The organism is Desulforamulus profundi (assembly GCF_002607855.1).
This window is the reverse complement of record NZ_AWQQ01000017.1, coordinates 26,651-47,948: the sequence shown is the minus strand read 5'-3', so window position 1 is coordinate 47,948 and position 21,298 is coordinate 26,651. Positions and strand designations below refer to the sequence as shown.

Annotated in this window: 26 protein-coding genes and 1 pseudogene; 11 read left to right on the top strand and 16 right to left on the bottom strand. The window is 50.8% G+C overall.

What is annotated here, in order from left to right; all coding sequences use genetic code 11:
• Positions 1-10: 10 nt before the first annotated feature.
• Genes P378_RS23280 through P378_RS01875 form a run of 3 tightly spaced genes read right to left on the bottom strand, consistent with a single transcriptional unit; the run spans position 11 to position 1,024 of the window.
• Complete coding sequence (locus P378_RS23280) at positions 11-163, bottom strand: hypothetical protein (RefSeq protein WP_338013800.1); 153 nt, start codon at positions 161-163, stop codon at positions 11-13.
• Complete coding sequence (locus P378_RS01880; RefSeq protein ID WP_099082086.1) at positions 156-722, bottom strand: NADH-quinone oxidoreductase subunit NuoE family protein; 567 nt, start codon at positions 720-722, stop codon at positions 156-158. The genes P378_RS23280 and P378_RS01880 overlap by 8 nt, the downstream gene beginning before the upstream one ends.
• Positions 723-724: 2 nt before the next feature.
• Positions 725-1,024, bottom strand: coding sequence for a hypothetical protein (locus P378_RS01875; protein WP_099082085.1), 300 nt, complete (start codon positions 1,022-1,024; stop codon positions 725-727).
• 561 nt (positions 1,025-1,585) lie between these two features.
• Between P378_RS01875 and P378_RS01870 the strand changes: the two genes are divergently transcribed.
• Positions 1,586-1,942, top strand: coding sequence for a NifB/NifX family molybdenum-iron cluster-binding protein (locus tag P378_RS01870; RefSeq protein WP_099082084.1), 357 nt, complete (start codon positions 1,586-1,588; stop codon positions 1,940-1,942).
• Between the two features lie 91 nt (positions 1,943-2,033).
• On the opposite strand, the gene P378_RS01865 is transcribed toward P378_RS01870, so the two are convergent.
• The 9 genes and pseudogenes from P378_RS01865 to glpX form a co-directional block, all read right to left on the bottom strand.
• Positions 2,034-2,930 (bottom strand): fumarylacetoacetate hydrolase family protein, encoded by an 897-nt coding sequence (locus tag P378_RS01865; RefSeq protein ID WP_099082083.1) that lies wholly within the window; start codon positions 2,928-2,930, stop codon positions 2,034-2,036.
• A 296-nt stretch (positions 2,931-3,226) separates the two neighbouring features.
• Positions 3,227-3,460 carry a hypothetical protein gene (locus P378_RS20565; RefSeq protein WP_238472754.1) on the bottom strand — a complete coding sequence of 78 codons (234 nt, stop codon included), beginning with the start codon at positions 3,458-3,460 and terminating at the stop codon, positions 3,227-3,229.
• Positions 3,461-3,462: 2 nt separating this feature from the next.
• Positions 3,463-4,077: an ABC transporter permease gene (locus tag P378_RS01860; RefSeq protein WP_238472753.1), complete on the bottom strand. Its 615-nt coding sequence runs from the start codon at positions 4,075-4,077 to the stop codon at positions 3,463-3,465.
• 2 nt (positions 4,078-4,079) lie between these two features.
• Positions 4,080-5,009, bottom strand: coding sequence for an ABC transporter ATP-binding protein (locus P378_RS01855; protein ID WP_099082082.1), 930 nt, complete (start codon positions 5,007-5,009; stop codon positions 4,080-4,082).
• Complete coding sequence (locus tag P378_RS20560; protein ID WP_238472752.1) at positions 5,006-5,281, bottom strand: hypothetical protein; 276 nt, start codon at positions 5,279-5,281, stop codon at positions 5,006-5,008. The genes P378_RS01855 and P378_RS20560 overlap by 4 nt, the downstream gene beginning before the upstream one ends.
• 14 nt (positions 5,282-5,295) lie before the next feature.
• Positions 5,296-7,374 (bottom strand): hypothetical protein, encoded by a 2,079-nt coding sequence (locus P378_RS01850; RefSeq protein WP_238472751.1) that lies wholly within the window; start codon positions 7,372-7,374, stop codon positions 5,296-5,298.
• A 3-nt stretch (positions 7,375-7,377) separates the two neighbouring features.
• Positions 7,378-8,849, bottom strand: a pseudogene (locus tag P378_RS23900) (TolB family protein).
• Entirely contained in the window at positions 8,849-9,385 is a 537-nt protein-coding gene (locus P378_RS01840) for an RNA polymerase sigma factor (RefSeq protein WP_099082081.1), read from the bottom strand. The pseudogene P378_RS23900 and the gene P378_RS01840 overlap by 1 nt, the downstream one beginning before the upstream one ends.
• Positions 9,386-9,521: 136 nt before the next feature.
• Positions 9,522-10,490 carry a class II fructose-bisphosphatase gene (gene glpX / locus P378_RS01835; RefSeq protein WP_099082080.1) on the bottom strand — a complete coding sequence of 323 codons (969 nt, stop codon included), beginning with the start codon at positions 10,488-10,490 and terminating at the stop codon, positions 9,522-9,524.
• Between the two features lie 178 nt (positions 10,491-10,668).
• On the opposite strand from glpX, the gene P378_RS01830 reads away from it, so the two are divergent.
• The 9 genes from P378_RS01830 to P378_RS01805 all read left to right on the top strand — a co-directional run bounded on the left by P378_RS01830 (position 10,669) and on the right by P378_RS01805 (position 17,601).
• Complete coding sequence (locus tag P378_RS01830; protein ID WP_099082079.1) at positions 10,669-10,818, top strand: peptidase; 150 nt, start codon at positions 10,669-10,671, stop codon at positions 10,816-10,818.
• Positions 10,819-10,903: 85 nt separating this feature from the next.
• Positions 10,904-11,563: a hypothetical protein gene (locus P378_RS01825; protein ID WP_238472748.1), complete on the top strand. Its 660-nt coding sequence runs from the start codon at positions 10,904-10,906 to the stop codon at positions 11,561-11,563.
• A gap of 38 nt (positions 11,564-11,601) precedes the next feature.
• Complete coding sequence (locus P378_RS01820; protein ID WP_099082078.1) at positions 11,602-12,141, top strand: YpiB family protein; 540 nt, start codon at positions 11,602-11,604, stop codon at positions 12,139-12,141.
• Positions 12,142-12,289: 148 nt separating this feature from the next.
• Positions 12,290-14,689 (top strand): diguanylate cyclase domain-containing protein, encoded by a 2,400-nt coding sequence (locus P378_RS01815; protein WP_274378621.1) that lies wholly within the window; start codon positions 12,290-12,292, stop codon positions 14,687-14,689.
• A gap of 5 nt (positions 14,690-14,694) precedes the next feature.
• Positions 14,695-15,075 (top strand): EAL domain-containing protein, encoded by a 381-nt coding sequence (locus P378_RS22685; RefSeq protein ID WP_274378620.1) that lies wholly within the window; start codon positions 14,695-14,697, stop codon positions 15,073-15,075.
• A 60-nt stretch (positions 15,076-15,135) separates the two neighbouring features.
• Positions 15,136-15,261: a hypothetical protein gene (locus P378_RS20545; RefSeq protein WP_238472747.1), complete on the top strand. Its 126-nt coding sequence runs from the start codon at positions 15,136-15,138 to the stop codon at positions 15,259-15,261.
• Positions 15,262-15,326: 65 nt separating this feature from the next.
• Entirely contained in the window at positions 15,327-16,724 is a 1,398-nt protein-coding gene (locus P378_RS01810; protein WP_238472746.1) for a molybdopterin-dependent oxidoreductase, read from the top strand.
• Positions 16,725-16,735: 11 nt separating this feature from the next.
• Positions 16,736-17,050, top strand: coding sequence for a molybdopterin dinucleotide binding domain-containing protein (locus P378_RS20540; protein ID WP_238472745.1), 315 nt, complete (start codon positions 16,736-16,738; stop codon positions 17,048-17,050).
• A gap of 101 nt (positions 17,051-17,151) precedes the next feature.
• Positions 17,152-17,601 (top strand): SdpI family protein, encoded by a 450-nt coding sequence (locus P378_RS01805; RefSeq protein WP_099082077.1) that lies wholly within the window; start codon positions 17,152-17,154, stop codon positions 17,599-17,601.
• 145 nt (positions 17,602-17,746) lie between these two features.
• Here P378_RS01805 and P378_RS01800 read toward each other — a convergent pair whose 3' ends face one another.
• Positions 17,747-18,034: a Dabb family protein gene (locus tag P378_RS01800; RefSeq protein WP_338013799.1), complete on the bottom strand. Its 288-nt coding sequence runs from the start codon at positions 18,032-18,034 to the stop codon at positions 17,747-17,749.
• A 335-nt stretch (positions 18,035-18,369) separates the two neighbouring features.
• Complete coding sequence (hslO, locus tag P378_RS01795; RefSeq protein ID WP_099082075.1) at positions 18,370-19,263, bottom strand: Hsp33 family molecular chaperone HslO; 894 nt, start codon at positions 19,261-19,263, stop codon at positions 18,370-18,372.
• 185 nt (positions 19,264-19,448) lie between these two features.
• Between hslO and P378_RS01790 the strand changes: the two genes are divergently transcribed.
• Positions 19,449-20,156, top strand: a complete 708-nt coding sequence (locus P378_RS01790; RefSeq protein WP_099082074.1) for a gamma-glutamylcyclotransferase family protein — start codon at positions 19,449-19,451, stop codon at positions 20,154-20,156.
• 40 nt (positions 20,157-20,196) lie between these two features.
• On the opposite strand, the gene P378_RS01785 is transcribed toward P378_RS01790, so the two are convergent.
• Together P378_RS01785 and P378_RS01780 are read right to left on the bottom strand one after the other, a co-directional pair.
• Positions 20,197-20,667, bottom strand: a complete 471-nt coding sequence (locus P378_RS01785; RefSeq protein WP_099082073.1) for a CBO0543 family protein — start codon at positions 20,665-20,667, stop codon at positions 20,197-20,199.
• A 201-nt stretch (positions 20,668-20,868) separates the two neighbouring features.
• A complete protein-coding gene (locus tag P378_RS01780) occupies positions 20,869-21,258 on the bottom strand; it encodes a NifB/NifX family molybdenum-iron cluster-binding protein (RefSeq protein WP_099082072.1) in 390 nt (129 codons plus the stop codon).
• Positions 21,259-21,298: the final 40 nt, after the last annotated feature.

The following is a 21,298-nucleotide window of genomic DNA, read 5'->3' as shown; positions in this document are numbered from 1 at the left end:
CCGCTGAAGGTTAGCTGCGGCCCGAGACCTGCCAGCGCTGTTTGGAAAGCCTCATAGACCCTTTGGCGCCGGCGGCCATGCCGCAGCTGGCCAATCCCACGGTGACGGTTGGAACAGAAGGGTGCAAGGCGGCATCTGCCGGAAGCTGATTTTCTTTATTCATCAACTGCCGCCACCTCCTTCTGCGCCTGGTCATCCTCGCAGGTGATGGTGCCGCAACTGCAGCCTTGCCTCTTTTGCTGCACCAGCTTGCGGGCCTTTTCAGGGGTAATTTTGGCATGGGTCTCGTCATTCACCGTCACCACCGGCCCGTGGCTGCAGCAGCCGAGGCAGGCCACTTTTTTGACGGTAAACTTGCGGTCCGGGCTGGTCCTACCATCCCGGGCGCCGGTTTCGTTTTCTAAAACTTCTGATATTTTTTCCGCCCCTGCCAGGTGACAGGCTGTGCCATGACAAACTTGAATCAGGTTTTCACCAATGGGCTCGGTCCTGAATTGAGCATAAAAGGTGACAATGCTGTAGAGCTCACCGGTCGGGATTCCTGTTAAGGCCGCTACACGCTCCAGCATGTAGGGGGCTACATAGCCAAAGGCATCCTGGATTTGCTGCAGAATTACAATGGCAGAGCCTAAATCCAAGTAATTTTCGTGAACGATTTGATCAATCAGTGAAAAAGGATTTGCTTCGGCATTGCCGGTGATTGGAACTCTCCCCTCTTGCATAATTATTCTCCTTCGTGCTGTAGTGCAGCAAGAAGCGCTTTCTTGGATGCCCGGTGACGTTCAAATAAGCTGACGATTTTCAAGACTTTTAATTCCTTGATCCAGGTCTGCTCTTTAAGTTTTTTGGCCACGATCTCAACGGTAATAGGCGCTTCAATCATGATGACGATATCCCAGTCACCCACCACCGGATCGACGAAGTCCACTTCGGGCATTTCTTCCAGTTGACGAAGGATTTTTAGGAATTCCTGCTGGTTCACATCATCAAAGACATTCACTAAAAGATAAGCTCTGGTTGCCATTTTTTTACCTCCCCTATATCCGGGATTACTCCCTGTTTACACTTATTAAACCACCTGGCTATAGGGGGGCACATTGGGGGATCTGCGGATCTTTTCTAGGTAAAAACCACAATAAGAATAAGCATCTTCTTCCAATACCCGTGGTTTATTCCCGCCCCGAAGCAGCAAACGGCTACCCGTTGGGTAGGGCAGTTACTAATATAGTTTCATTTCCATGTTATTCTTATCATAAACGCATGTCAATAAGATGACAAATCTATTTTAATAAATTTATAAAATTTTATTATATATAAACTAGTTAAAATTTTTAATAACATTATAAAATTTATTTGATATTTTTGTGTGCGAACAATTGAGGAAGGAAATGATTCGAGGTTTTTATTGACATATTTTTAAAATAGTTATATGATCATTTTGAAATAATGTCAAAAACAAACATATGTCAAACGAGGAAATATTTATTTTCCATCTAAAAAAATGTTTGTTCCGGATGTTGGAATATCTCCGTAAGACATGCATTTCTTAAATCGTACGTTCATAAAAACGAAAGGAGTGAGCAGTATGATCGTCGCCGTATCCGCATTTGGCAATACCCTGGACAGCAAAGTGAATCCCCGCCTGGGAAAATGCGAATATTTTGTTCTTTATCACACTCAAACCGGTACCTACAGAGCCATCGACAATACCGGACGTTTTTCCTCGGGGGCTGCCGGGGTCGCCACCACCGGTTTATTGAATGATCATGAGGTCACAGCCGTTATCACCGGAACTGTGGGACCGAACGCTTTCACCGCCCTGGAAGCCTGCGGTATCAAGGTGTACACCGGCGCTTCCGGCAAAGTGGAGGACGTCCTTGATAAATTCCTGAACGGTCAGTTTGCGGAAGCAAAAGGCCCTACGCCGCCTCAGAAAAAGTAGGCACAAAAAAATCCCTTTTCGGGCATTAAAACCGGCCTGCCTCGTGGCAGGCCGGCGGTTTTTTAGTCCATTCTACGGATACAAATGAAAATTACTTTATCCTGTTAACCAACGTGCCGATCTTTTCGATTGAGCACTCCACGATATCTCCTGATTTTAGGTATCTAGGAGGATCAAAGCCCATGCCCACGCCTTTCGGCGTTCCTGTGGCGATGACGTCCCCTGCTCTGAGGGTAAATCCCCTGGATAAGTCACTGATGATATAGGGGATATCAAAGATAAAATGCCTTGTATTGGACCACTGCCTAAGTTCCCCGTTTACTTTACAAGAGATATCCAGCTCCACCGGGAAGGGAATTTCAGATTTATGTACAATATGAGGTCCCATCACCGTAAAGGTATCCAGGCTCTTGCCACGGATCCATTGTTTATGAGTCCTCTGCAGGTCCCTGGCCGTGATGTCATTAAAGACACTGTAGCCAAAAATATGTTCCTCTGCCTTTTCCCTGGGGATGTTCGTGCCGTCCTTGCCGATAATAACGGCCAGTTCCACTTCATAGTCCAGTTCCTTTGTGACTTCCGGGTGACTTAAAATCTCCCCGTTGTGTCCTATCGCCCTGGTCGCCATCTTGCCAAAGTAAATCGGGGCCTCCGGTTCCTGCAAGTCCTTCTTGATGATACTGGTAACCTCTTGAATATGTTCCCGGTAGTTAAGCCCCAGGCAGATAACGTTTCTCTGCAATTCAGGAATAGGGGCCAGCAATGTAACGGCAGCCAGGTCGGTGGAATTCTCTTTTATAAAGCTTTCATCGGACAAGTGTTCTTTTATCGTTGCGATAACATGGTCATTGCAACTGGTAATAAAATCCAGCATAGTGCCCGGGCTGTCCGGGACATCCAATTTGCTCAGGTCAACAATTCTGGTTTTACCATAATTTAATACGCCGATCTTTTCCTGACCGTTCAATATGTAGGTGGCAAAATACATACAGCCAGCTCCTTTTATTTATTACTACACTGTAAAGTATTATATCCTTTGATCTTTCATCCGACAATGACACGTCTGCCTGGTAAAATAAGCATATAGCTTCAACCGTAACGTAGATATGAAAACACCGGTACCTGGTACTTAAGTTATTAAGTTATTTTGTATGGGCAGAAAAACAAATTCCGGCCCTGAAAGTTATCCACAGTTTACAAAAAGCATAATTTCAAACAATAAAAAGAGGTTCTCATGGAGACACCCAAGGGATCCTCTTTTTATATTCCCCAACCGTACTGTTCTTACCGAAACAACTTCCGGTTATGATTCATTGGGTTCAGTTTCCAGCCGCTCCAGAGAATCAACAGAACGCTCAGCACCAGGTAAACCACACCATAGGTTCCCCAGTAGGGCAGCCACATGTCACGGCCGGGGCCGAAGGTAGCTTGTTCACCGAGGATTCTCAGCATCACCATCACCGGGTTGGTGTCCTGCAGCAGTTGCACGATCAGTGGTGTTTCCTGCAGGTTGACCATGGTCAGGCGGGCCTGGTGCTGGTAAAGTTCGTAGATAAAGCCACCCAGGAAACCGGTGCCGGCCACCAGGAAAAAGACAATGCCGTAGCTGTCACCGTACTGACGCCGGTCCTTTTAAAGTAAGTGGAGCAGCTGACGCCAACGGCGGCATACAGAAGCATGGAAACCAGGAAGAAGGCCAGAACCCCCATGATTTGCAGGGGAGCCAGACCGCCGTACATAAAGACCAGGCTGTACAGGGGCAGGGTGGCAAACAGCAGCAGGGCTGTAAAGGAACAGGCGGAAATCATTTTGCTGACCACAATGCTCAACGGACTTAACTCGGTGGTTAACAGAACGTTCAATGTTTGCCGCTCCCGTTCCCCGCTGATCACCCCGGCGGTTAAGCCGGGCACCACAAAGGCCAGCAGTCCCAGTTGGGCCATACTTAAAACCGTAAAGATTTCTTTGCTGCTGCCCGGTTGGAAAAAGGCCGGCGCATTGCGCCATTCCAGATAAATAAACCCTAAGGAAAAACCTCCTAACACCATCAGGTAAAGCAGTACCACCAGGGTAGAACGATAGGAGCGAAATCTCTGCCTGAGTTCCTTGAGCAATACCGGGTTTAATTCTCTCACTGTTATTCCACCTCCCCGGTCATGGCCATAAAGGCGTCTTCCAGGTTGCCCTTTACTTCGGCAAACTCCAGGACAGTCCAGCCCCGGTCCATAATATCACGCAGCAACTGCCCCTGGGCGGCTTTGTTCCCTGTATAGGAAACCCTGGCCCAGCCGGCATCGCCGTCTGCACCGGCCACACCGGGCTGCTGGCAAAGAAACTCGATCAGTTCGGTTAACTTTTCGGCCACGTCGATTTTTAAAATTCTGGCTCCCTGACGGGCGGCGGCTACTTCTTCCACCGTACCGTTGGCCACCAGCCGTCCCTGTTCCAGGATGGCAATGTTATCGCACATCTCGGCCAGTTCCGGCAGGATATGGGAACTGATTAAAATGGTCTTATTCATCCTGCGCAGCTGGCGGATGACTTCCTTCATCTCCGCCCTGGCCCTGGGGTCCAGGCCAGAGGCCGGTTCATCCAGGATCAGCACAGCGGGGTCATGGACCAGGCAGCGGGCCAGGGCCAATCGCTGCTTCATGCCCCGGGAAAGCAAATCCACATAGGTATTCGCCTTGTCAGAAAGGTTCACCAGTTCCAGCAGGTTGCGGGTTAACCTGGGCCGCTCACCCACCGGAATCCAGTAGGCCGCAGCGTAAAACTCCAGGTATTCCGTTGCTTTTAGCCCGTCGTAAACCCCAAAAAAGTCCGGCATGTAGCCAATCAACCGGCGAACCAATGCAGGTTCTTTGACCACGTCATAGCCTCCAACGGTAGCTGTTCCCCCGTCCGGAGCCAGCAGGGTGGCCAGAATGGACATGGCGGTTGTTTTGCCGGCCCCGTTGGGACCGATTAAGCCGTAGACCCGCCCGGCCTCAATGTTGAGGCTAAATTCCCTCAGGGCGTAATTGCTACCATAGATCTTGGTTAAGGACTTTATTACAATTGCATTCACCGGCTCACCACTCCTTCCACAGACACTGCAGGAAGGTCTACCTTGTCAGGCTGGCCAAGACCGGTTGTTTTTTCTACCTGGAACCGGAATTCACCTGACGGTGAACCGTAGCGCTTGAGTTCTTCTGGACCGATTTTAAAACCGGAAGACGGAACATCCACCCACTTTTCTTCCTGCCAATGATATAATTTTATGACTACATTTTTGCTGCTCTGGGCCGGAAACTCGAGGGAAACTACCTTGAAGTTCTGTTTATTCAGGGGGCACAGCAAGTCAATCCCCAGGGTTATTTTCCCTTCATAGAGGGTGTAACCCATGGGTGTTTGATTGAAAGCCCCCTGCTCTCTATCATTTTCGGCATATACATGCCCGGTGCCAGCTGGACAACCTGGCCGGTGGGAAGGTTCAGCTGCAGTTCCTGGGTCACCAGCACCAGGTTGTGGTTCCGGACGTTCTTTTTGTTCGAGACAATTTTGAACATCCCCAGGGAATCTTCGGTCCAGCCGAAGAAGACCGGTTGGCTGCCGCGGACATTGGTCAGCGGCCCCAGTACCACGTCCACCATTTGTCTTTCTCTGACATAAATATCATTTGCTCCCGGTTTTAAGGGAGGAACCAGCAGGTCCCGGAATTCGTTGGGTCCCAGGCTGCTCGGCCATTTCGCCAGGGACTGGTTCACCTCAACACTGCCGCCTGCCGGGATCCGGTTCAGGGCAATGGATCGTCCGCCCAGTAAAATCCGGCAGTCCCGCAGGTTCATTTGGGTATGGTTTTCGATTTTTCCTTTAATGGACCCGTTTTCCAGGAACAAACTGCCGCTGATATAACCCACATCATTCTTAATGGCCGTGGCCCTGGCCTGGCGCATGGACCAGTACTCCACATCCGGGAAGGAGATTCTGGGACCGGCCTCGGCGTCATACTGAATGACGGGAGATTTTTGCCTGTTGGAAGAATAATGATTAGAGGGCCAGATCACCGCTCCTTTGGCGCCTTCCACATTTAAGGTGCCGCCATAGGGACTAACAAAGGCGGCGGTGGCATTGACTTCCGCCCTTTCACTGTCCATGATTTCCACCACCGCCAGGGTCTGACTGATGGGAGCATGAATCCGCTGGGCCGGTGACATGAAATAAACCACGGCGGTGGTAATGACGGCACAGGCCGGTATCATCCACCACATCCAATCCCGGCGGTCGTAACGCTTCAGCACAAGGTAAAGTACCGGACCTACCACCAAAACGTAGATCACCCAGGCAGCGGCCACCCGGGGCACCGGTGGTGTCTTTAGCTGGGGCAGGTACGTGGCGGCGTGCCCCAGCATATCGTTGTTATATTGTCGTTTTTCCTGAGCCCTGCTCATTTTCATATCGAAGCCGTTGGGACCGTTTTTCTGGCCAAATACCAGCGGCCAGACGGCAGCCGACTCTGAAGTAAGGTTCTCCAGGGGAATGCCGCTGTAGATTACGCGACCCTTACCAAAATCCCGGGACGCCACCAGGATCACCCCGTTCACCCTGGCCAGGACTTCACCTTCGGTCAGCCGGCCGGTGGTCGCCGTCATGGTCCCTTTAACCACCTGCAGCCCGCCCAGGTCCGCGGCAACAACCTGCTGACCTGCCGCTGCCACAGGAGAAAGATCAGCCAGCGGCCCGCCGGGTGAGCAGCCAGCTCCCCCGGAAATCAGCAGCATACCGCCCAATGACACCCAGTTCTTTAACAGACCAATCTGCTGCTTATTTAACTGGGTCACAGAAATATCGTCCACGATAATAATATCTGCTACCGCCAGTTCCAGAGGATCTCCGGGCAGATAGGCGGGAGAAAGAAATTTAATGGCCGTCTGCCCGCCAAAGGTTTGATCCAGCCAGGCGCTGAGGCCCCCTCTCAGGGGCTTTTCTCCCAAACTTAGGGCAATGAAACCACCGCCCACCGCCGTTCCCTGGACGGGGCTGGCAGCCACAGGCGCCCCGTCCACCAGGAGCACGGCCCTGGCCCCGGCGTTGACCATTTCACTGGGAACCACCAGGGTGGTTTGCACCAAACTCCTGGCAGGTACCTTAACGGTTTTTTGGTACCGGGTACTCTGGTTAGGCGGCCCTTTCCGTTCCAGCATGTGATCAACGGGCTCCACCACCAGCAGGCCTTTGAATTCCGCACCCTGGTTGGAAATGGCGATGGTAAGCCCTGTGGGAACCCCTAACTTGTAGATACCGCTCAAGCCGGGCTGTACAGCCAGCCGAACCGGCGCGGCATCTGCTGCCAGGGCTGGAGCAGGCATTGCAAGAATGACAAGTAACAGCAATGATATCATCAGCCACGGGATAAAGGTGTTTCTCCCTGGTTGATTGCCTAGCGTTTGCATATCTTAGTCTCTCTCCTTTTCCCACCGTTCTTCCAGCCTCAATTTAAGCAAAGCCACGGTGTCGCCGTCCTGGCGAGCAAACAATAACCATTTACCCTCGGGGCCAAAAACTTGACCCTCGCATTTATGAATTTCATTTAACACCAGCGTTTTTGGCCCGTAAGTGCCGCTTAATTCCTGCTGGCGCAGCCAGTTGATTTCCAACCCGGTAATGCGGTTTTCCGGCGCCACCAGCAGGTGGCTGATGGCCAGCCAGCCCTCGTCTTTTTTCAATTTCTTTAAAGCCGGGGCACCGTCCTTGCCCAGGTAAGCCACCCGGATTTCCGCCACTTGCTGGCGTACACTATACTGGGGCTCACCGTTGGGCAGAAAGGTTAGAATTCGCTCCTGGGCCTTTTCGGTGCAAAAGGCCAGGTAGCCGTTCTTGCCCCAGACGGGATTTTCTCCCTGGCCCAACACGTCGGCCCCGCCGGTTTCGATATTCACCAGCCAGAGTTTGTAGCTGCCGGACTTATCGGGTCGTTGCACAACCAGGCGTTTGCCGTCCGGCGACCAGGTGGGGGCATCCCCTTCAGCAACACGTTTGTCCTCCCCGTCAGAAAAGCGGACCCACACTTCTGGAGCTTTTCCCACCGTGTTTACCACATAGGCCAGGTTTTTACCGTCCGGAGAGTAAACCAGATCGGAATAGTGCATTGTTTTTGTTGTACTCCCGGCCATCACCTTTTGGGTTCCGCCTTCGACGGCCGCTTCCTGATCTGCCATGTTGGAAGATATTTTCTCATCGGAAGCAGTGCCGATCTGCTGTAAATTAAAGGTTTTAGATTTGGCGGATGAAAGAAGTTCTTCCGCCGCCATTTCTTTTATTTCTTCCGAACTCTCGGTGCTTAAGACAAAGGAAACCTGCCGGCCGTCCGGTGACCAGCCGGGGGAGCGGAAGGTACCTCCTCCGGGGGTTCCAGGTAGGCCAGCTGAGCGCCGGTTTCCGAAAGAAGTACCAGTCCACCGCCCCGCACCACTAAAATTTTGCTGCCGTCCGGGCTGACAGCGGGCTGCAGGGGCAGCTCTTCGGTCCAGAACCGTGTCAGTTCCTGGGGTGATCCGGCAGCTTCCAGGTGAACTTCCCCGTTGTTATAGCGCCATAAACCGCTTACAGCAAACACCACCAGGATGATAGCCGCTGCTCCCAGGAACGGGGTCAGCCAAGGGCGCCACTTATCTATACGTTGCGGTTTCTCTTTATGAGGGGCCGGTTGAGAGAGAACCGGCTGCTGGTTCATTAACTCCTTTTGACGTTCCAGGAGTTTCTTGCGCAGCTCAGCCTGCAGGCGGCGGTTTACCGGCACCGCATCCCTGACCTGCCGCATGTGGTTTAACAATTGTGAAATGCCGTTTTCCCCTTCTTCCCGGGCCTTCAGGTACGCCTCAATGGGAAGAACCTTATTTTCATCATCATGAAATCTCTCTTCGGTCATCAGGCGCTCCCCCCTTCCCGAACATATCTCTGCCTGAGCTGCTTGAGAGCCCGGTGATGCAGCATGCGGACCGCAGATTCCGTTTTGCCCAGAATCTCGGCAATTTGGGCAAATCGCAAGTCACCGGCATAGCGCAGCGCCACCACATCCCTGTAATCCGGGGCCAAATCCTTTAAAAGTTGACGCAGTTTTTTTACCTCTTCCCCCTGCAGGACAGCTTCTTCGGGACTGTCATCGGAACCCGCCGCCAGTTCCAGCATGACATCCTGAGTGGCGTACTCCCGGCGACCCCGAATGTAGTCAACGTAAACGTTGTGAGCAATACGAAAAATCCATGCCGCAAAGGGCCCATCCGCCCGGTACTTGCTGAAATTCTCCAGGGCCTTCATAAAGACGGCGGTTGTCAAATCGTCAGCATCCCAGGTATTGTCCACCCGGTAGCGGAGATAGCGGTTGACCGGCTCAAAGTAACGGTCATAAAGTTCTTCAAAGGGCAAATCCCCATCCGGGTGGCGTTGGTTGGTTGCTGGGGTCATTTTCCTACCTCATTTCACGGTTATGCGGTATTTTTTTGAGTACTCATCCATAAAGACGGCAGGTAGCAAATAAATGTAACGCATGTAACAGAAAAAGGCCGCCACAATTTGCGGCGGTCCTTTTCCAGTTATCATATTATTCCATCACCAGGTGAGGCTTGTTGGGAATGCAATGCAGGGCCTTGATCCAGCGGACGGTTTTGGTGCGGGCCCGCATGACGATGGAGTGGGTTTCCGCCCGGTCGTTGCCCACAAACCGGACACCTCTGAGAAGTTCCCCGTCGGTGACGCCGGTGGCGGCAAAGATGGCATCTTCACCCCGTACCATATCGTCCATCATCAAAATCTGCCTGGGGTCCTGCAAACCCATTTTTACACAACGATCATACTCTTCCTGGTTGGCCGGGGCCAGGCGTCCCTGCATTTCGCCGCCCAGGGCTTTAATGGCGGCGGCGGAGATAACGCCCTCCGGCGCTCCCCCGGTGCCGATATAAATATCAATACCGGTTTCCTCAAAGCAGGTGGCGATGGCCGCGCCCACGTCACCGTCACTGAACAACCTTACCCTGGCGCCGGTACGGCGTACGGCCTCAATAATCTGGGCGTGTCTCTCCCGCTCCAGAATCATGACGGTACAATCCTGAATTCTCTTGCGGTTGGCCCGGGCAACAATTTCCAGGGTTCTGGGAATCGGGTCGTCAATATGGACCAACCCGGCGGCCCGGGGGCCCACAGCCAGTTTTTCCATATACATGTCCGGCGCATGCAGCAGGTTGCCCTTGTCGGAAATGGCCACCACCGCCAGGGCGTTGTTGAGACCCTTGGCCACGATGTTGGTGCCTTCCAGGGGATCCACCGCCACATCAACCTCCGGTCCCTGGCCGGTACCAACCTTTTCACCGATATATAACATGGGGGCTTCGTCCATTTCCCCCTCCCCTATCACAACGGTGCCATTTATATTTACGGAATCAAACATCGCTCTCATGGCACTGGTGGCCGCCTGGTCCGCCTCATTTTTCTTCCCTCTCCCCATCCAGCGGGAAGATGCCAGGGCTGCCACCTCCGTAACCCTCACAATCTCCAGAGCAAGCTCTCTATCCACAACCAAGACCTCCTTAGAATTTGAATCTTTGCTACTATTATAGCACCCCCCGGGAAAGGATAGGATTAATTTTTTACCCTTGACACAAATAGCCATATTATCTAAACTTAATTCAACATTAATACCAACTTAATTTTGAGGTGGTAGAATGAAAACAAAAGAAAGGAGGAATTAAAATATGTCCGAAAAGGAAAAAGCAATTAAGGCTCTGGCTCAAATCATTGCTCAAAACGAGGCACGCCTGCAAAAGCAGCAGGAATTGAAGGATTGGTTCACCCGCTTGAACAACGATTTAATGAAAGCAATAGAGTCCCTGCAACAGGCTTAGAGAGGCCTTTTTTATTGCCTTTTTGGACATAGCTGTTAAAATAGATATTGTAGGTTTCTGATTAATACTGTTGGAGGACGCCAGGATGCCTGAATACACAGAGGCCCGTCGGAAGCGGGACCTTTTTCTTTTTATTTTAGCGGGGGCTTTTCTGGGCCTGTATGCCGGCCTGTATGAACCGTCCTTTAACAACTATTTAAATGATGTATTCCACATCGGCGAGGTAGCCAGGGGAGGTCTGGAATTTCCCCTGGAACTGCCCGGTTTTTTGGTGGTGTTTACCACCGGCCTGTTACCTTTTCTGCCCGACGTGTGTATCGCGGTGGTGGCAAACCTGGTTCTGGCCCTGGGGTTGTTGGGTTTGGGCTTTCGCTACCTTGACATGAGCTACAGCCTGATTTTCGCCCTGGCCGGACTCTGTGCCGTTGCCGCCGCCGTCTGCCTGCTGCTGATGGTGCCCCGGCCAAGTAAAACGAAACGGCAGAAACTGCTTTTTAAGCGCAAATACACGCTTTTTTACTGGCTTAATGTGCTGTTTGGCGCCCTGACCGTCCCCAATCAGTCAGCAAAAGGATATTCAACCAATGTTAAAATTGGCAGCTATCAATTCCTGTTATTTAGGCAAACCGGCAGCCCTGCACGAATAAAAATGAAAACATGGGTTATCCCCCTGACGTCATACAAATGTAACATTTTACCGTTGTTCTCAAGGCAGGATTCAAGGGTTCCAAAGTCTAATTATTAATGTTTAGATTTAACTATTCTGTTAAAGGGGGGACCACTATGCTAGCCAATAGTCTGGCCGAAAAAAGGGAATTGATTGTCTGGTTTCTGCGTACCAACCGGTTGAAAAAACCTGAAGCAGCCCGTGTACTTGAGTTTATCAGGGATAACAGGAATTTATTAGCCAGAGTCGAATTCACCAACAAGCTGTCTGACAAAAGGGATGCCCTGCTTGTTTCCGCGGCGTATACCAACACCTTCCCCTTTGATTTCCGTTTGAACAATGTCAGTTATGGCTCAGTGGATGAAGTTCTTCATCAGCTAAAAAACAACCCTCCCAGAAAGTTATTTATGTGGCTATCCTACGCCAGCCCACCGGGCTGCAAACTGTGCAGCCGCTCCCATAAAAGACAGGTGAAAGCCATGCCCAACCCTGTCTCGGTGGCCCACAGGATGCTGCTGGAAGCCGTACGAACCGTAAATCGTAAAGAAGCCCGGCGGAAAGCGTTAATGGTAAGGATTGACAAATCGCTGGACGAAAAGAACCTGCAGGAATTCAGACGCTTAACCGAGGAATTGCAAAGACTCTCCTATGAATAAAAAACCGTTGGTGAGAGGCCCCCGGAAACCGGGGGCCTCTGCATTTGTATAACTATTTTCTTTTAAAAAACATTGTAAAAAAAGGTAAATGGTTCTATTTGTAGTATTTATAAATCAGGTCACATTATGTTGATCGTGAGGTTTTGTTATGAAACTAAGGAACTTCATCCTGAAATTTATCAGCATAGCAAAAAATATGACCTCGCCGGTGCATAACCTCAAGTGCCAGGAAAGCGAATTAAAGGATTATATTGACAACCTGATCACTCTAAATGCCAAAGTGGCCCCTGACGGCACCCTGTTACTGGTTAATGAAACAGCAGCAGGGTATCTTCATATGCGCCCCGAAGAACTGGTGGGCAAGAAAATCTGGGACACGCCCTTGTGGAATTATGATCCCGAGGCCTCTAAAAAACTGAAAATTGCCGTCAAGAAGGCGGCTTCAGGACAAACCGTCTATTATGAAGTAAAGAATCGCATTGGCCCGGATGAATTTATTTATGTTGATTTTACCCTGAACCCTGTCCTTAATAAAAATAATGAAGTAGTTTACCTGGTGGCAGAGGGTCGGGAGATTACCGAGCGAAAATTAATGGAACAGGACCTGGTGGCGGCCAACGAAGAACTGGTGGCTGTTAATGAAGAACTTGTTTCCATTGAAGAGGAACTGAGAAAATCCAACGAAGAAATTTACCTGGCCCATCAAAAACTGCACAATATCTTAGAAAGCATCACCGATGCTTTCTACGCGGTCAACCGCCGCTGGGAAGTAACTTATATTAATGCTGAAGCGGAAAAGCTGCTGGAAATAAAGAAAGTGGATATCATTGGGAAGCACCTCTGGGAGGAGTTCCCCCAGCTGGTTAACACATTGATTTACGACCAATTAAACAACGTCATGTCCGGGCAAACAGCTGCTCAATTTGATTTTTTCTATAACCCAAGGGGAAAGTGGTTCAATATTCATGCATACCCCTCACCCGATGGGTTGTCCATTTATATCCATGACATTACGGACTACAAATTGGCCCAGGAAAAAATGTCCCGGCAGAACCAGTATCTTACCTCCCTGCACCAAACGGCCCTGGCACTGATGGACCGGCTGGAACTGGATGAACTGCTGGAAGCCATTGTTTTTCGCGCGGCTGCTCTTTTGGGCACTGAACATGGCTGGATTTATCTGGTTAACAGTGATCACTCGGAAATCATTTTACGATTGGGGATTGGACATTACAAACAACTAACCGGCTTTCGCCTGCAGAGAGGAGAAGGGCTGGCCGGTAAAGTTTGGGAAACCGGTGAACCAATGACGGTGGAAGATTACTCCACCTGGTCCGGTCGCTCACCCAAGTTTGACTTTATAAAAATATATGCTGGCGTAGCTGTTCCACTTAAATCCGGCCAAGAAGTTGTCGGTATTATCGGAATCGCTTTCTTGGAAAAAAATTATCCGATGGGTCAAGAGGAGTTGATGTTATTAACCGGCTTTGCGCAGTTGGCCTCAATTGCCCTGGACAATGCCAGGTTGTATGCCGACGCTCAACAGGAGTTGGGTGAGCGCAGGCGGATTGAGGAAATCCTGCGCTACCTGGCCTACCACGATTCACTGACTGACCTGCCCAACCGGACCCTCTTTAATGACCGTCTTTCGGTGGCTTTGACCCAAGCCAGCCCAAACAACAAAAGGCTGGCCGTTATGTTCCTGGACCTTGATTATTTTAAGATGGTCAATGATACCCTTGGTCACGATACGGGGGATCAGTTGTTAAAAGGTATTGCCAGCCGTTTATCCTCACTCTTGCGCAAAGGAGATACCATCGCCCGTATTGGTGGAGATGAGTTCTCCATCCTGCTGCAGGACATTGCCAGGACCGAAGATGCAGCGGTGGTGGCGCAAAAAATTATTGATGCCCTTAAAGAGCCCTGGATCATCGGCTGCCACGAGTTTCATATCACCACCAGCATCGGCATTGCCCTGTGCCCCAATGATGGGGAGGATGTCGAAACATTAATGAAGAATGCCGATGCTGCCATGTACCAGGCCAAGGAGTTGGGGCGCAATAATTTCCAGTTTTATACCCCTTCCATGAACACCAAAACAATAAAACGACTGGAACTGGAGAACAGTCTCCGCCGGGCCCTGGAACGGGATGAGTTTATCCTTTACTACCAGCCCCAGGTAGAAATCCACTCGGGTAAAATTGTGGGAATGGAAGCCCTGGTTCGCTGGCAGCACCCCCAGCTGGGCATCGTTTTCCCGGGGGAATTTATTCCACTGGCGGAAGATACCGGGCTGATTGTACCCATTGATGAATGGGTGCTGCGATCCGCCTGTGCACAAAACAAAGCATGGCAGGATGCCGGCTTCCCTCCCCTGCGGGTGACGGTAAACCTTTCCGCCCGTCAATTCCAGCAGCAAAATTTAGTTAAAAAGATGGACCAAATCCTCCGGGAAACCGGCCTTAACCCCCGCATGTTGGCGTTGGAAATTACCGAAAGCCTGGCTATGAAGGATGTGGAGTTAACCGAAAAAACCTGTTTGAACTGAGAAAAATGGGCATCACCATAGCCATTGACGATTTTGGCACCGGTTACTCCTCTTTAAGTTACCTTAAGCGACTGCCCATTGATATTATTAAAATTGACCGTTCTTTTATCCGGGACATTACTGTCGACCCCGATGATGCTTCCATTGTCAGCACCATTATTGTGCTGGCCCACAACCTTAAGATGAAGGTTATCGCAGAAGGTGTTGAAACAGAAGATCAGTTAAGGTTCCTCCGGCAGCAGCAATGTGACGGAATGCAGGGCTATTTGTTCAGCAGGCCCTTGCCCGCCGGTGTTCTGGAAAGGCTTTTAACAACTGCCAGGTACCCGGCAATGAGCCCGCAATCATTATGGCCAAAACCAGGAGCCTCATCCAATATTCTATAGATGGCCGAATCCCGGCCATTTCTTTTTATGCTACAATAGGCTTAGCAAGGAGGGAAAGAAATGGAGCAAATAAGAACCCACTGCCCGCTGGATTGTTACGCGCACTGCGGGCTAGTGGCCCATGTACTGGACGGCAAAGTGATGAAAATTACCGGTGACGACAATCATCCCGTCAATAAGGTTTAATTTGCGGCAAAGGGCGCTCCAAACACCTGCAGCGCCTCTACAGCGGGGAGCGCGTTACCACACCCATGCGTAAAACAAGCCGTGGCTGGCAGCCGGTTTCCTGGGAAAACGCTTACGAAATCATGGTTGAGGAGTTGACAAACATTCTTGACACTTACGGTCCCCTGGCCATCCTGCATCATGATAACGCTGGTTCTGAAGGCATCTTGAAAACCCTGTCCCACCGGTTCTTCAATGCCCTGGGCGGCTGCACCCGCCCCACCGGCAGCATCTGCTGGGGAAGCGGCTATAAGGCCCAGGGGTATGACTTTGGCAAACTGCAGCTGCACAGTTGGGAGGATGTCCTGAACTCCCGGTTAATTCTTCTCTGGGGGCGGGACCCGGCCAGCACAAACATTCAAATGATGCCTCTGCTGCAGCAGGCCAGGAAAAAGGGTGCCCGGGTTATTGTCATCAACCCCCTTAAAGTTGCCAGCTGCTCCCTGGCAGACCTGCACCTGTCACCCCGTCCCGGCTCCGACGGGGCACTGGCGCTGGCCGTAGCCCATGAAATAATAAAAAACAACTGGCTGAACCAACGCTATATTGACCGGCATGTCTACGGTTATGAGGAATACCGGGACCTGGTGCAGGAGTATACGCCGGAAAGGGCTGCCTCCATCACAGGGGTTCCGGCAGGGCAAATTCGCCGGTTGGCCAAAGAATACGGCACCATCTCCCCGGCCTGTATTTTATTTGGCTACGGGCTGCAGCGCTATACCAACGGGGGCCAAACGGTGCGGGCCATTGACGCCCTGGCCGCCATCACCGGCAATATCGGTATTGCCGGCGGAGGTGCCAATTATGCCGGAGGTCACTGGAAAGGGGTATTGACCCCCATAGACGGGCGTGAACTGCCTGCAGTGACACGTACTTTGCCCTGGCCCACCCTGGCCGATGCCATCATAGAAGCCAACGACCCCCCTGTTAAAGGGATCTTTGTTACCCGCTCCAATCCGGTCACCCAGCTTCCTCACACCGGCAGGGTTAGGGAGGCTTTCCGTCAATCGCAGTTTACGGTGGTGGTTGACATGTTTATGACGGATACCGCTGAGATGGCCGATCTGGTGCTGCCCTGCACAACCTTCCTGGAGGAAGAGGACGTGATTTATTCCTCCTGGAACCATTACCTGGGTTATTCCCCCCGGGTGGTGGACCCCGTGGGCCAGTGCCGTTCGGACCATCACATCTTTGCCGGCCTGGCGCAAAGGATGGGACTGCCTAATTTCCCCCATCTGAGCGCGGAGCAGTGGTTGGCAGAGGCCCTGGCCCCCTTATCCCGGTACGGCATCACCCTGGAGCTGTTAAAGAAGGGTCCCGTCCGGCATCCCCTGGCGCCGGATGTACCTGGCAGGAGGGACATTTTGCCACCCCCAGCGGCAAGTTCGAACTGTACTCTCAACTGGCGGAGGCCGACGGGGTAAACCCCCTGCCGGTGTACGAGGAACCGGCAGAAAGTTCTTTACGGGACGCTGCACTGGCAAAAAGCTACCCGCTTCACTTAATTTCCGCCCACCACCCGGACTACCTGCATTCCCAGTTCTGGAACCTAAATGAAAAGTATCACCAGGTGCAGCCGGTCTACCTGCACCCGGACACAGCCGCTGCAGCGGGAATCCGGCAAGACCAACCGGTGGTGGTGGCAACCCGCCGGGGCGAAGCCGTTTTTAAAGCAGTTATCAGTGATATCGTGCGCCCGGACACGGCACTGGTCTACCAGGCCACTGGGCCCGCCACGGCAACGGGGTGAATCATTTGACACCCCAGTTTATCCCGGACATGGGCCTCGGCACCCCCTACTACGACTGCCTGTGCCGGGTGACCCCCAAAATCTAATTCAAACAGGGGCAAGTGGACGGGTATTCTCATAAAGCGGTTGCAGCAATCATTATGCCGGCTTTACCTTTGCTGATTTATCTTTTTATGACCGTTATCCCCAAACTGGACCCGAAAAGAGAAAACTATGAAAAGTTTGCTTCAACCTATGAAAAAATAAGATTGGCTATTGTAATAATATTGGGTGTCTTCACCTTTATCCCCTTGTTAAGCGCCCTTGGCTATAGTGTTAACGTCAGTTTGCTCATGAGAATTACCATACCCATATTGTTTATGATTATCGGCAACTATCTGGGTAAAATACGGTTTAATTATTTTACCGGCCTCAGAGTTCCCTGGACGCTGGCCAACGAAGAGGTGTGGAATAAAACACACCGCCTGGGAGGCAAACTGATAGTGCTCGGCGGTTTTATCGGGCTGCTGTCGGTTTTTTTCCACCGGTCTTTGGTTTTATCTTACTTATAACGGCAATCTTTGTTCCTTTGGTCATCACCATCGTTTACTCCTATCTTTCATACCGGAAACTTGTTAAATAAATGTTTGGATGAAAAAGCAGCAACCGCTGGCCTTGTGCCGTAAGTTGCTGCTGTTTCTATTTGTTAAAGGCAGTTTAAGACTCGTAATCCACCGCCACTACAGACTCTCTTATTTCTGAAATATAGTTGGCAACCTTCTGGTGGTCCGGGTGTATTTGGTAAGCCTGCAGGTCATCCAGGGAGTCAAATTTGGCCAGCAGCGCCAGGTCATAGTACCGCTGCGAACGGACCACATCAACCCCGACCTCCAGGTGACGAAGTTGTGGAATTTTCCCCTGCAATCCCAGCAGGGCATCCCTGGCTTTGGCCATATCGGCAGGATCCTTGAATTTAAAAAATACAACATGCGTAATCAATTCCACCACTCCTTAAAAACTCTTATGTTTTCAGATAACCCGGCATAAAAAATATTTACCTGTTATACTACTTCATAACCCCGTGAAAATCCTTCAATTTTTCTGCCTAATGCAAATAATCTAAATGTACGTTCTACAGCATCCGCCGTTAAAGCGGCGCCGTTGGTCATGGCTTCTTTCAGACTCATGGGGCCGCTGACAATGGTGACAATGGAAAGGAATCAGACGCCACTAAGATTTTCATTGCATCACCCCGTTAGTGCTTTCTAGTAAAGTAGTGTTTTAAAATAAGAATAGGAGCGCCAAATCCTACGCCCCTATTGTGCTTTTAGAACCCTTTATTACGATTCTTTTTTCTCTGCTTCAATCCTTTCCAAAACCCTTTGCAGGTCCCCCTGCCCGAAGCGGTATTGTTCAGCACAAAAATGACAGCTAATCTCCGCCCCGCCCTGCTCCTCAAGCATAGAAGCCACTTCGTCTTTGCCGATCCCCACCAGTAAATCTTCCAGCCTTTCCCGGGAACACTGGCAGCAAAAACAGACCGGCTTGGTTTCCAATATTTTAACCTCAAGTCTGCGGGTTACCCGGTGGATGATCTCTTCCGGCGTTTCCCCGTCCTTGATCAGGGAACTGAGATGGGGCAGTTGAGCCAGGTTTTGTTCCAGTTTTTCCAGAACCTCATCACTGGTATTAGGCAGCAGCTGCAATAAAAGGCCCCCGGCGGCCACCACAGAGTTGTCGGTATCCACCAAAACACCCAGGGACACGGCGGAAGGAGTTTGCTCCGAATGGGTAAGATAATGGGCGATATCCTCGGCAATTTCCCCGGATACCAATTCAACGCTGCCGGTAAAGGGTTCTTTCAGCCCCATATCCCGGGTAACATGCAGGTGCCCTTTGCCCACAGCCGCTCCCACCGGCAACTTGCCCTCGGGGGTGCCGGGTAAATGCACCTGTGGTTCCTGGACATAACCCCTTACCTCCCCCCTGGCGTTGGCTGACACAATGATGGCGCCCAGGGGTCCGTCACCCAGTACCCTGATGGTAAGAAGGTCGTCCCCTTTTAAATTGGCGCCCAGCAGTAGTCCCGCGGTCATGGTCCGGCCCAGGGCTGCCGCAGCCACCGGCCAGCAATTGTGCCTGGCCCTAGCTTCTTCCACCGTATGAGTAGTTTGGGCCGCGAATATACGAAAGCTGCCGTCCGCAGCAACCCCTCTTACCAAATAATCATCCATTAAGCTGTATTTACCTCCGTTATTTTAAATCATAGGGTTATTCTATCAATCACTATGTTTAACTGTCAATTTTTACCCTCTCGTTTTAGAAAAATATAAATACCACATAAGCATAGGTATTTAAAGGAAATCAAACCAGTCAGGTAGAATTATTTATTCATTTCCATCCGGAGGAGGGTTTTCTTATGTCAGAGATCGATAAATCTATCGCTGTCTTAAGCATTATTCGAGAGGCAGACAACGCCCCCTCTTTTCAGACCATTGCCGGCAGGGGTAATTTTACCGCCGAAGAACTGGCGGATGTAATTCGTTCCCTGGAGGAACAACAGCTTATCTATTCCCTTGATGAAGAAGTCACTGACCCGCGGTCCTGTCGTTACCTGACCCCCAAGGAGAGCAAACAAAAGGTTGATCTTATGGTGGCAGACTACCTGGCTGAGTTAGCCGGGGAGGGAAGATTGTATTTTGCCTACGGAGCCAATCTCAATCCCGACCGGATGTATCGTGAACGTTGTCCGGGGAGCCACTTTCTTTGCCGGGCCCTTTTAGAGGGACACAGGCTTGTCTTTAACAAACGCTCCAGCCAGGGTGGCGGCATTGCCGGCCTGGAAAGATCCCCCAACGACAGTGTTTGGGGGGTTATCTACTGTCTGCCTGCCAACGGTCAGGCAGTTCTGGAACAAAACCAAAACCAGGTGGACCCGTACCGTAAAATTCGTACAGCCGTCAAGACCAGCTTTGGTACCCTTTGTTGCGACAGCTTTAAAACCACTTCCGAAGGCGCCTTTTTACCAAGCCGGCAGTATATAGAAAAAATGTACAGCGGCGCCCAGTTTTTCGGGCTGCCCCAACAATACCTGCGCTGGCTGGTGACTCTCCCCATTAGCAACTAAGGCTTCATTGACGTATAACCCCCGGTTCCACGAACCGGGGTTATTCATCCTTAAAAGAAACGTCCTTTATATAATAAGGGGCTAACCGAAAGGTCTGAGCAAACCATGTTAATACCGTAAAGGCGCCAATATTTACGGTAAGACTGGCTAAGAGGTGCCAGTTTCGATATTCCGCAACAGGGGTCTGTAAAATCAGTCTTTCCAGAGATAAATATAAAAAGGCAACCACAAAAATATTAAGGATCTGTAATGATTTTTTGCGTGGTAAATACTGTGTAAAAATTATACCAATGACAAAGATCGGGCCAAACTGATAAAAGATCGAACAACCGGCCCAGGGAATGATGACATCATAAAATTTATAAAAGTTTAATTCCTGACCTCCCCAGTCTACCAGGGAGCCAAGGGCCAGTGTAAAAATGCCTCCAAAAATGGTTCTTCTTAATTGACTCACATCCACCAAAAAATAAAAAACAACCCATGATACAACAGCCGTGATCACCCAGGGCATGGTGCCGCCACCTTTCTCCTCTACAAAACTATTGTGGCAATTATTTATCCCTTCTATTCAGTTGCTTGCCGGGTTTAATTGCTCATCCGGACCACCGTCCGGAGTTAAGGGGGAGGCAGACAGGAAAATGGGGCTGTTATAAAATTAAACGACATGGCAAAAGGACCCTGTGCCGGGCACAGGGTCCTTTATTTTGCCTCATTAGTGATTGCAGCCGCCGTCATGATGATGATGGTGATGGTGTTGGTGTCCGCCGCCACAGCCGCATTGAACGGGGCGGGTTACCAGCGTGCCGGCGGCATAGGCCTCAGCGACACTTTCCAGGGGACCTGCGGCCCCGTTGACAACCTTCAGGCCTAATTGTCGCAGGGCCTGAATCATATGGCCGCCGATTCCTCCGCAGATGATGGCTTCGATGCTTTCATTTCTCAGCATATTGGCAATGCCGCCGTGGTTATGCTGCAGCCCTTCGTTGGAGAGAATCCGGGTATTCTTCACTTTACCGTTTTCCAGTTCAATGATGGCGAACTCTTCAGTGGTTCCAAAATGTTCATTCACTTGGCCGTTCCTTGCCGGGATGGCGATTTTCATAGGTTTCTCCTCCTTGGTGTATAATAAGTCGGTTATGCAA

Coding starts and splice junctions, on each gene's coding strand:
- P378_RS01785 (WP_099082073.1), bottom strand. CDS start 20,667: ATGCCCTGGGTGATCACGGCTGTTGTATCATGGGTTGTTTTTTATTTT.
- P378_RS01880 (WP_099082086.1), bottom strand. CDS start 722: ATGCAAGAGGGGAGAGTTCCAATCACCGGCAATGCCGAAGCAAATCCT.
- hslO (WP_099082075.1), bottom strand. CDS start 19,263: ATGGATGATTATTTGGTAAGAGGGGTTGCTGCGGACGGCAGCTTTCGT.
- P378_RS01870 (WP_099082084.1), top strand. CDS start 1,586: ATGATCGTCGCCGTATCCGCATTTGGCAATACCCTGGACAGCAAAGTG.
- P378_RS01875 (WP_099082085.1), bottom strand. CDS start 1,024: ATGGCAACCAGAGCTTATCTTTTAGTGAATGTCTTTGATGATGTGAAC.
- P378_RS22685 (WP_274378620.1), top strand. CDS start 14,695: ATGGGCATCACCATAGCCATTGACGATTTTGGCACCGGTTACTCCTCT.
- P378_RS20545 (WP_238472747.1), top strand. CDS start 15,136: ATGGAGCAAATAAGAACCCACTGCCCGCTGGATTGTTACGCGCACTGC.
- P378_RS23280 (WP_338013800.1), bottom strand. CDS start 163: ATGAATAAAGAAAATCAGCTTCCGGCAGATGCCGCCTTGCACCCTTCT.
- P378_RS01825 (WP_238472748.1), top strand. CDS start 10,904: ATGCCTGAATACACAGAGGCCCGTCGGAAGCGGGACCTTTTTCTTTTT.
- P378_RS01780 (WP_099082072.1), bottom strand. CDS start 21,258: ATGAAAATCGCCATCCCGGCAAGGAACGGCCAAGTGAATGAACATTTT.
- P378_RS01830 (WP_099082079.1), top strand. CDS start 10,669: ATGTCCGAAAAGGAAAAAGCAATTAAGGCTCTGGCTCAAATCATTGCT.
- P378_RS01850 (WP_238472751.1), bottom strand. CDS start 7,374: ATGCAAACGCTAGGCAATCAACCAGGGAGAAACACCTTTATCCCGTGG.
- P378_RS01820 (WP_099082078.1), top strand. CDS start 11,602: ATGCTAGCCAATAGTCTGGCCGAAAAAAGGGAATTGATTGTCTGGTTT.
- P378_RS01865 (WP_099082083.1), bottom strand. CDS start 2,930: ATGTATTTTGCCACCTACATATTGAACGGTCAGGAAAAGATCGGCGTA.
- P378_RS01790 (WP_099082074.1), top strand. CDS start 19,449: ATGTCAGAGATCGATAAATCTATCGCTGTCTTAAGCATTATTCGAGAG.
- P378_RS01815 (WP_274378621.1), top strand. CDS start 12,290: ATGAAACTAAGGAACTTCATCCTGAAATTTATCAGCATAGCAAAAAAT.
- P378_RS20565 (WP_238472754.1), bottom strand. CDS start 3,460: ATGGTCAACCTGCAGGAAACACCACTGATCGTGCAACTGCTGCAGGAC.
- P378_RS01810 (WP_238472746.1), top strand. CDS start 15,327: ATGCGTAAAACAAGCCGTGGCTGGCAGCCGGTTTCCTGGGAAAACGCT.
- P378_RS01840 (WP_099082081.1), bottom strand. CDS start 9,385: ATGACCCCAGCAACCAACCAACGCCACCCGGATGGGGATTTGCCCTTT.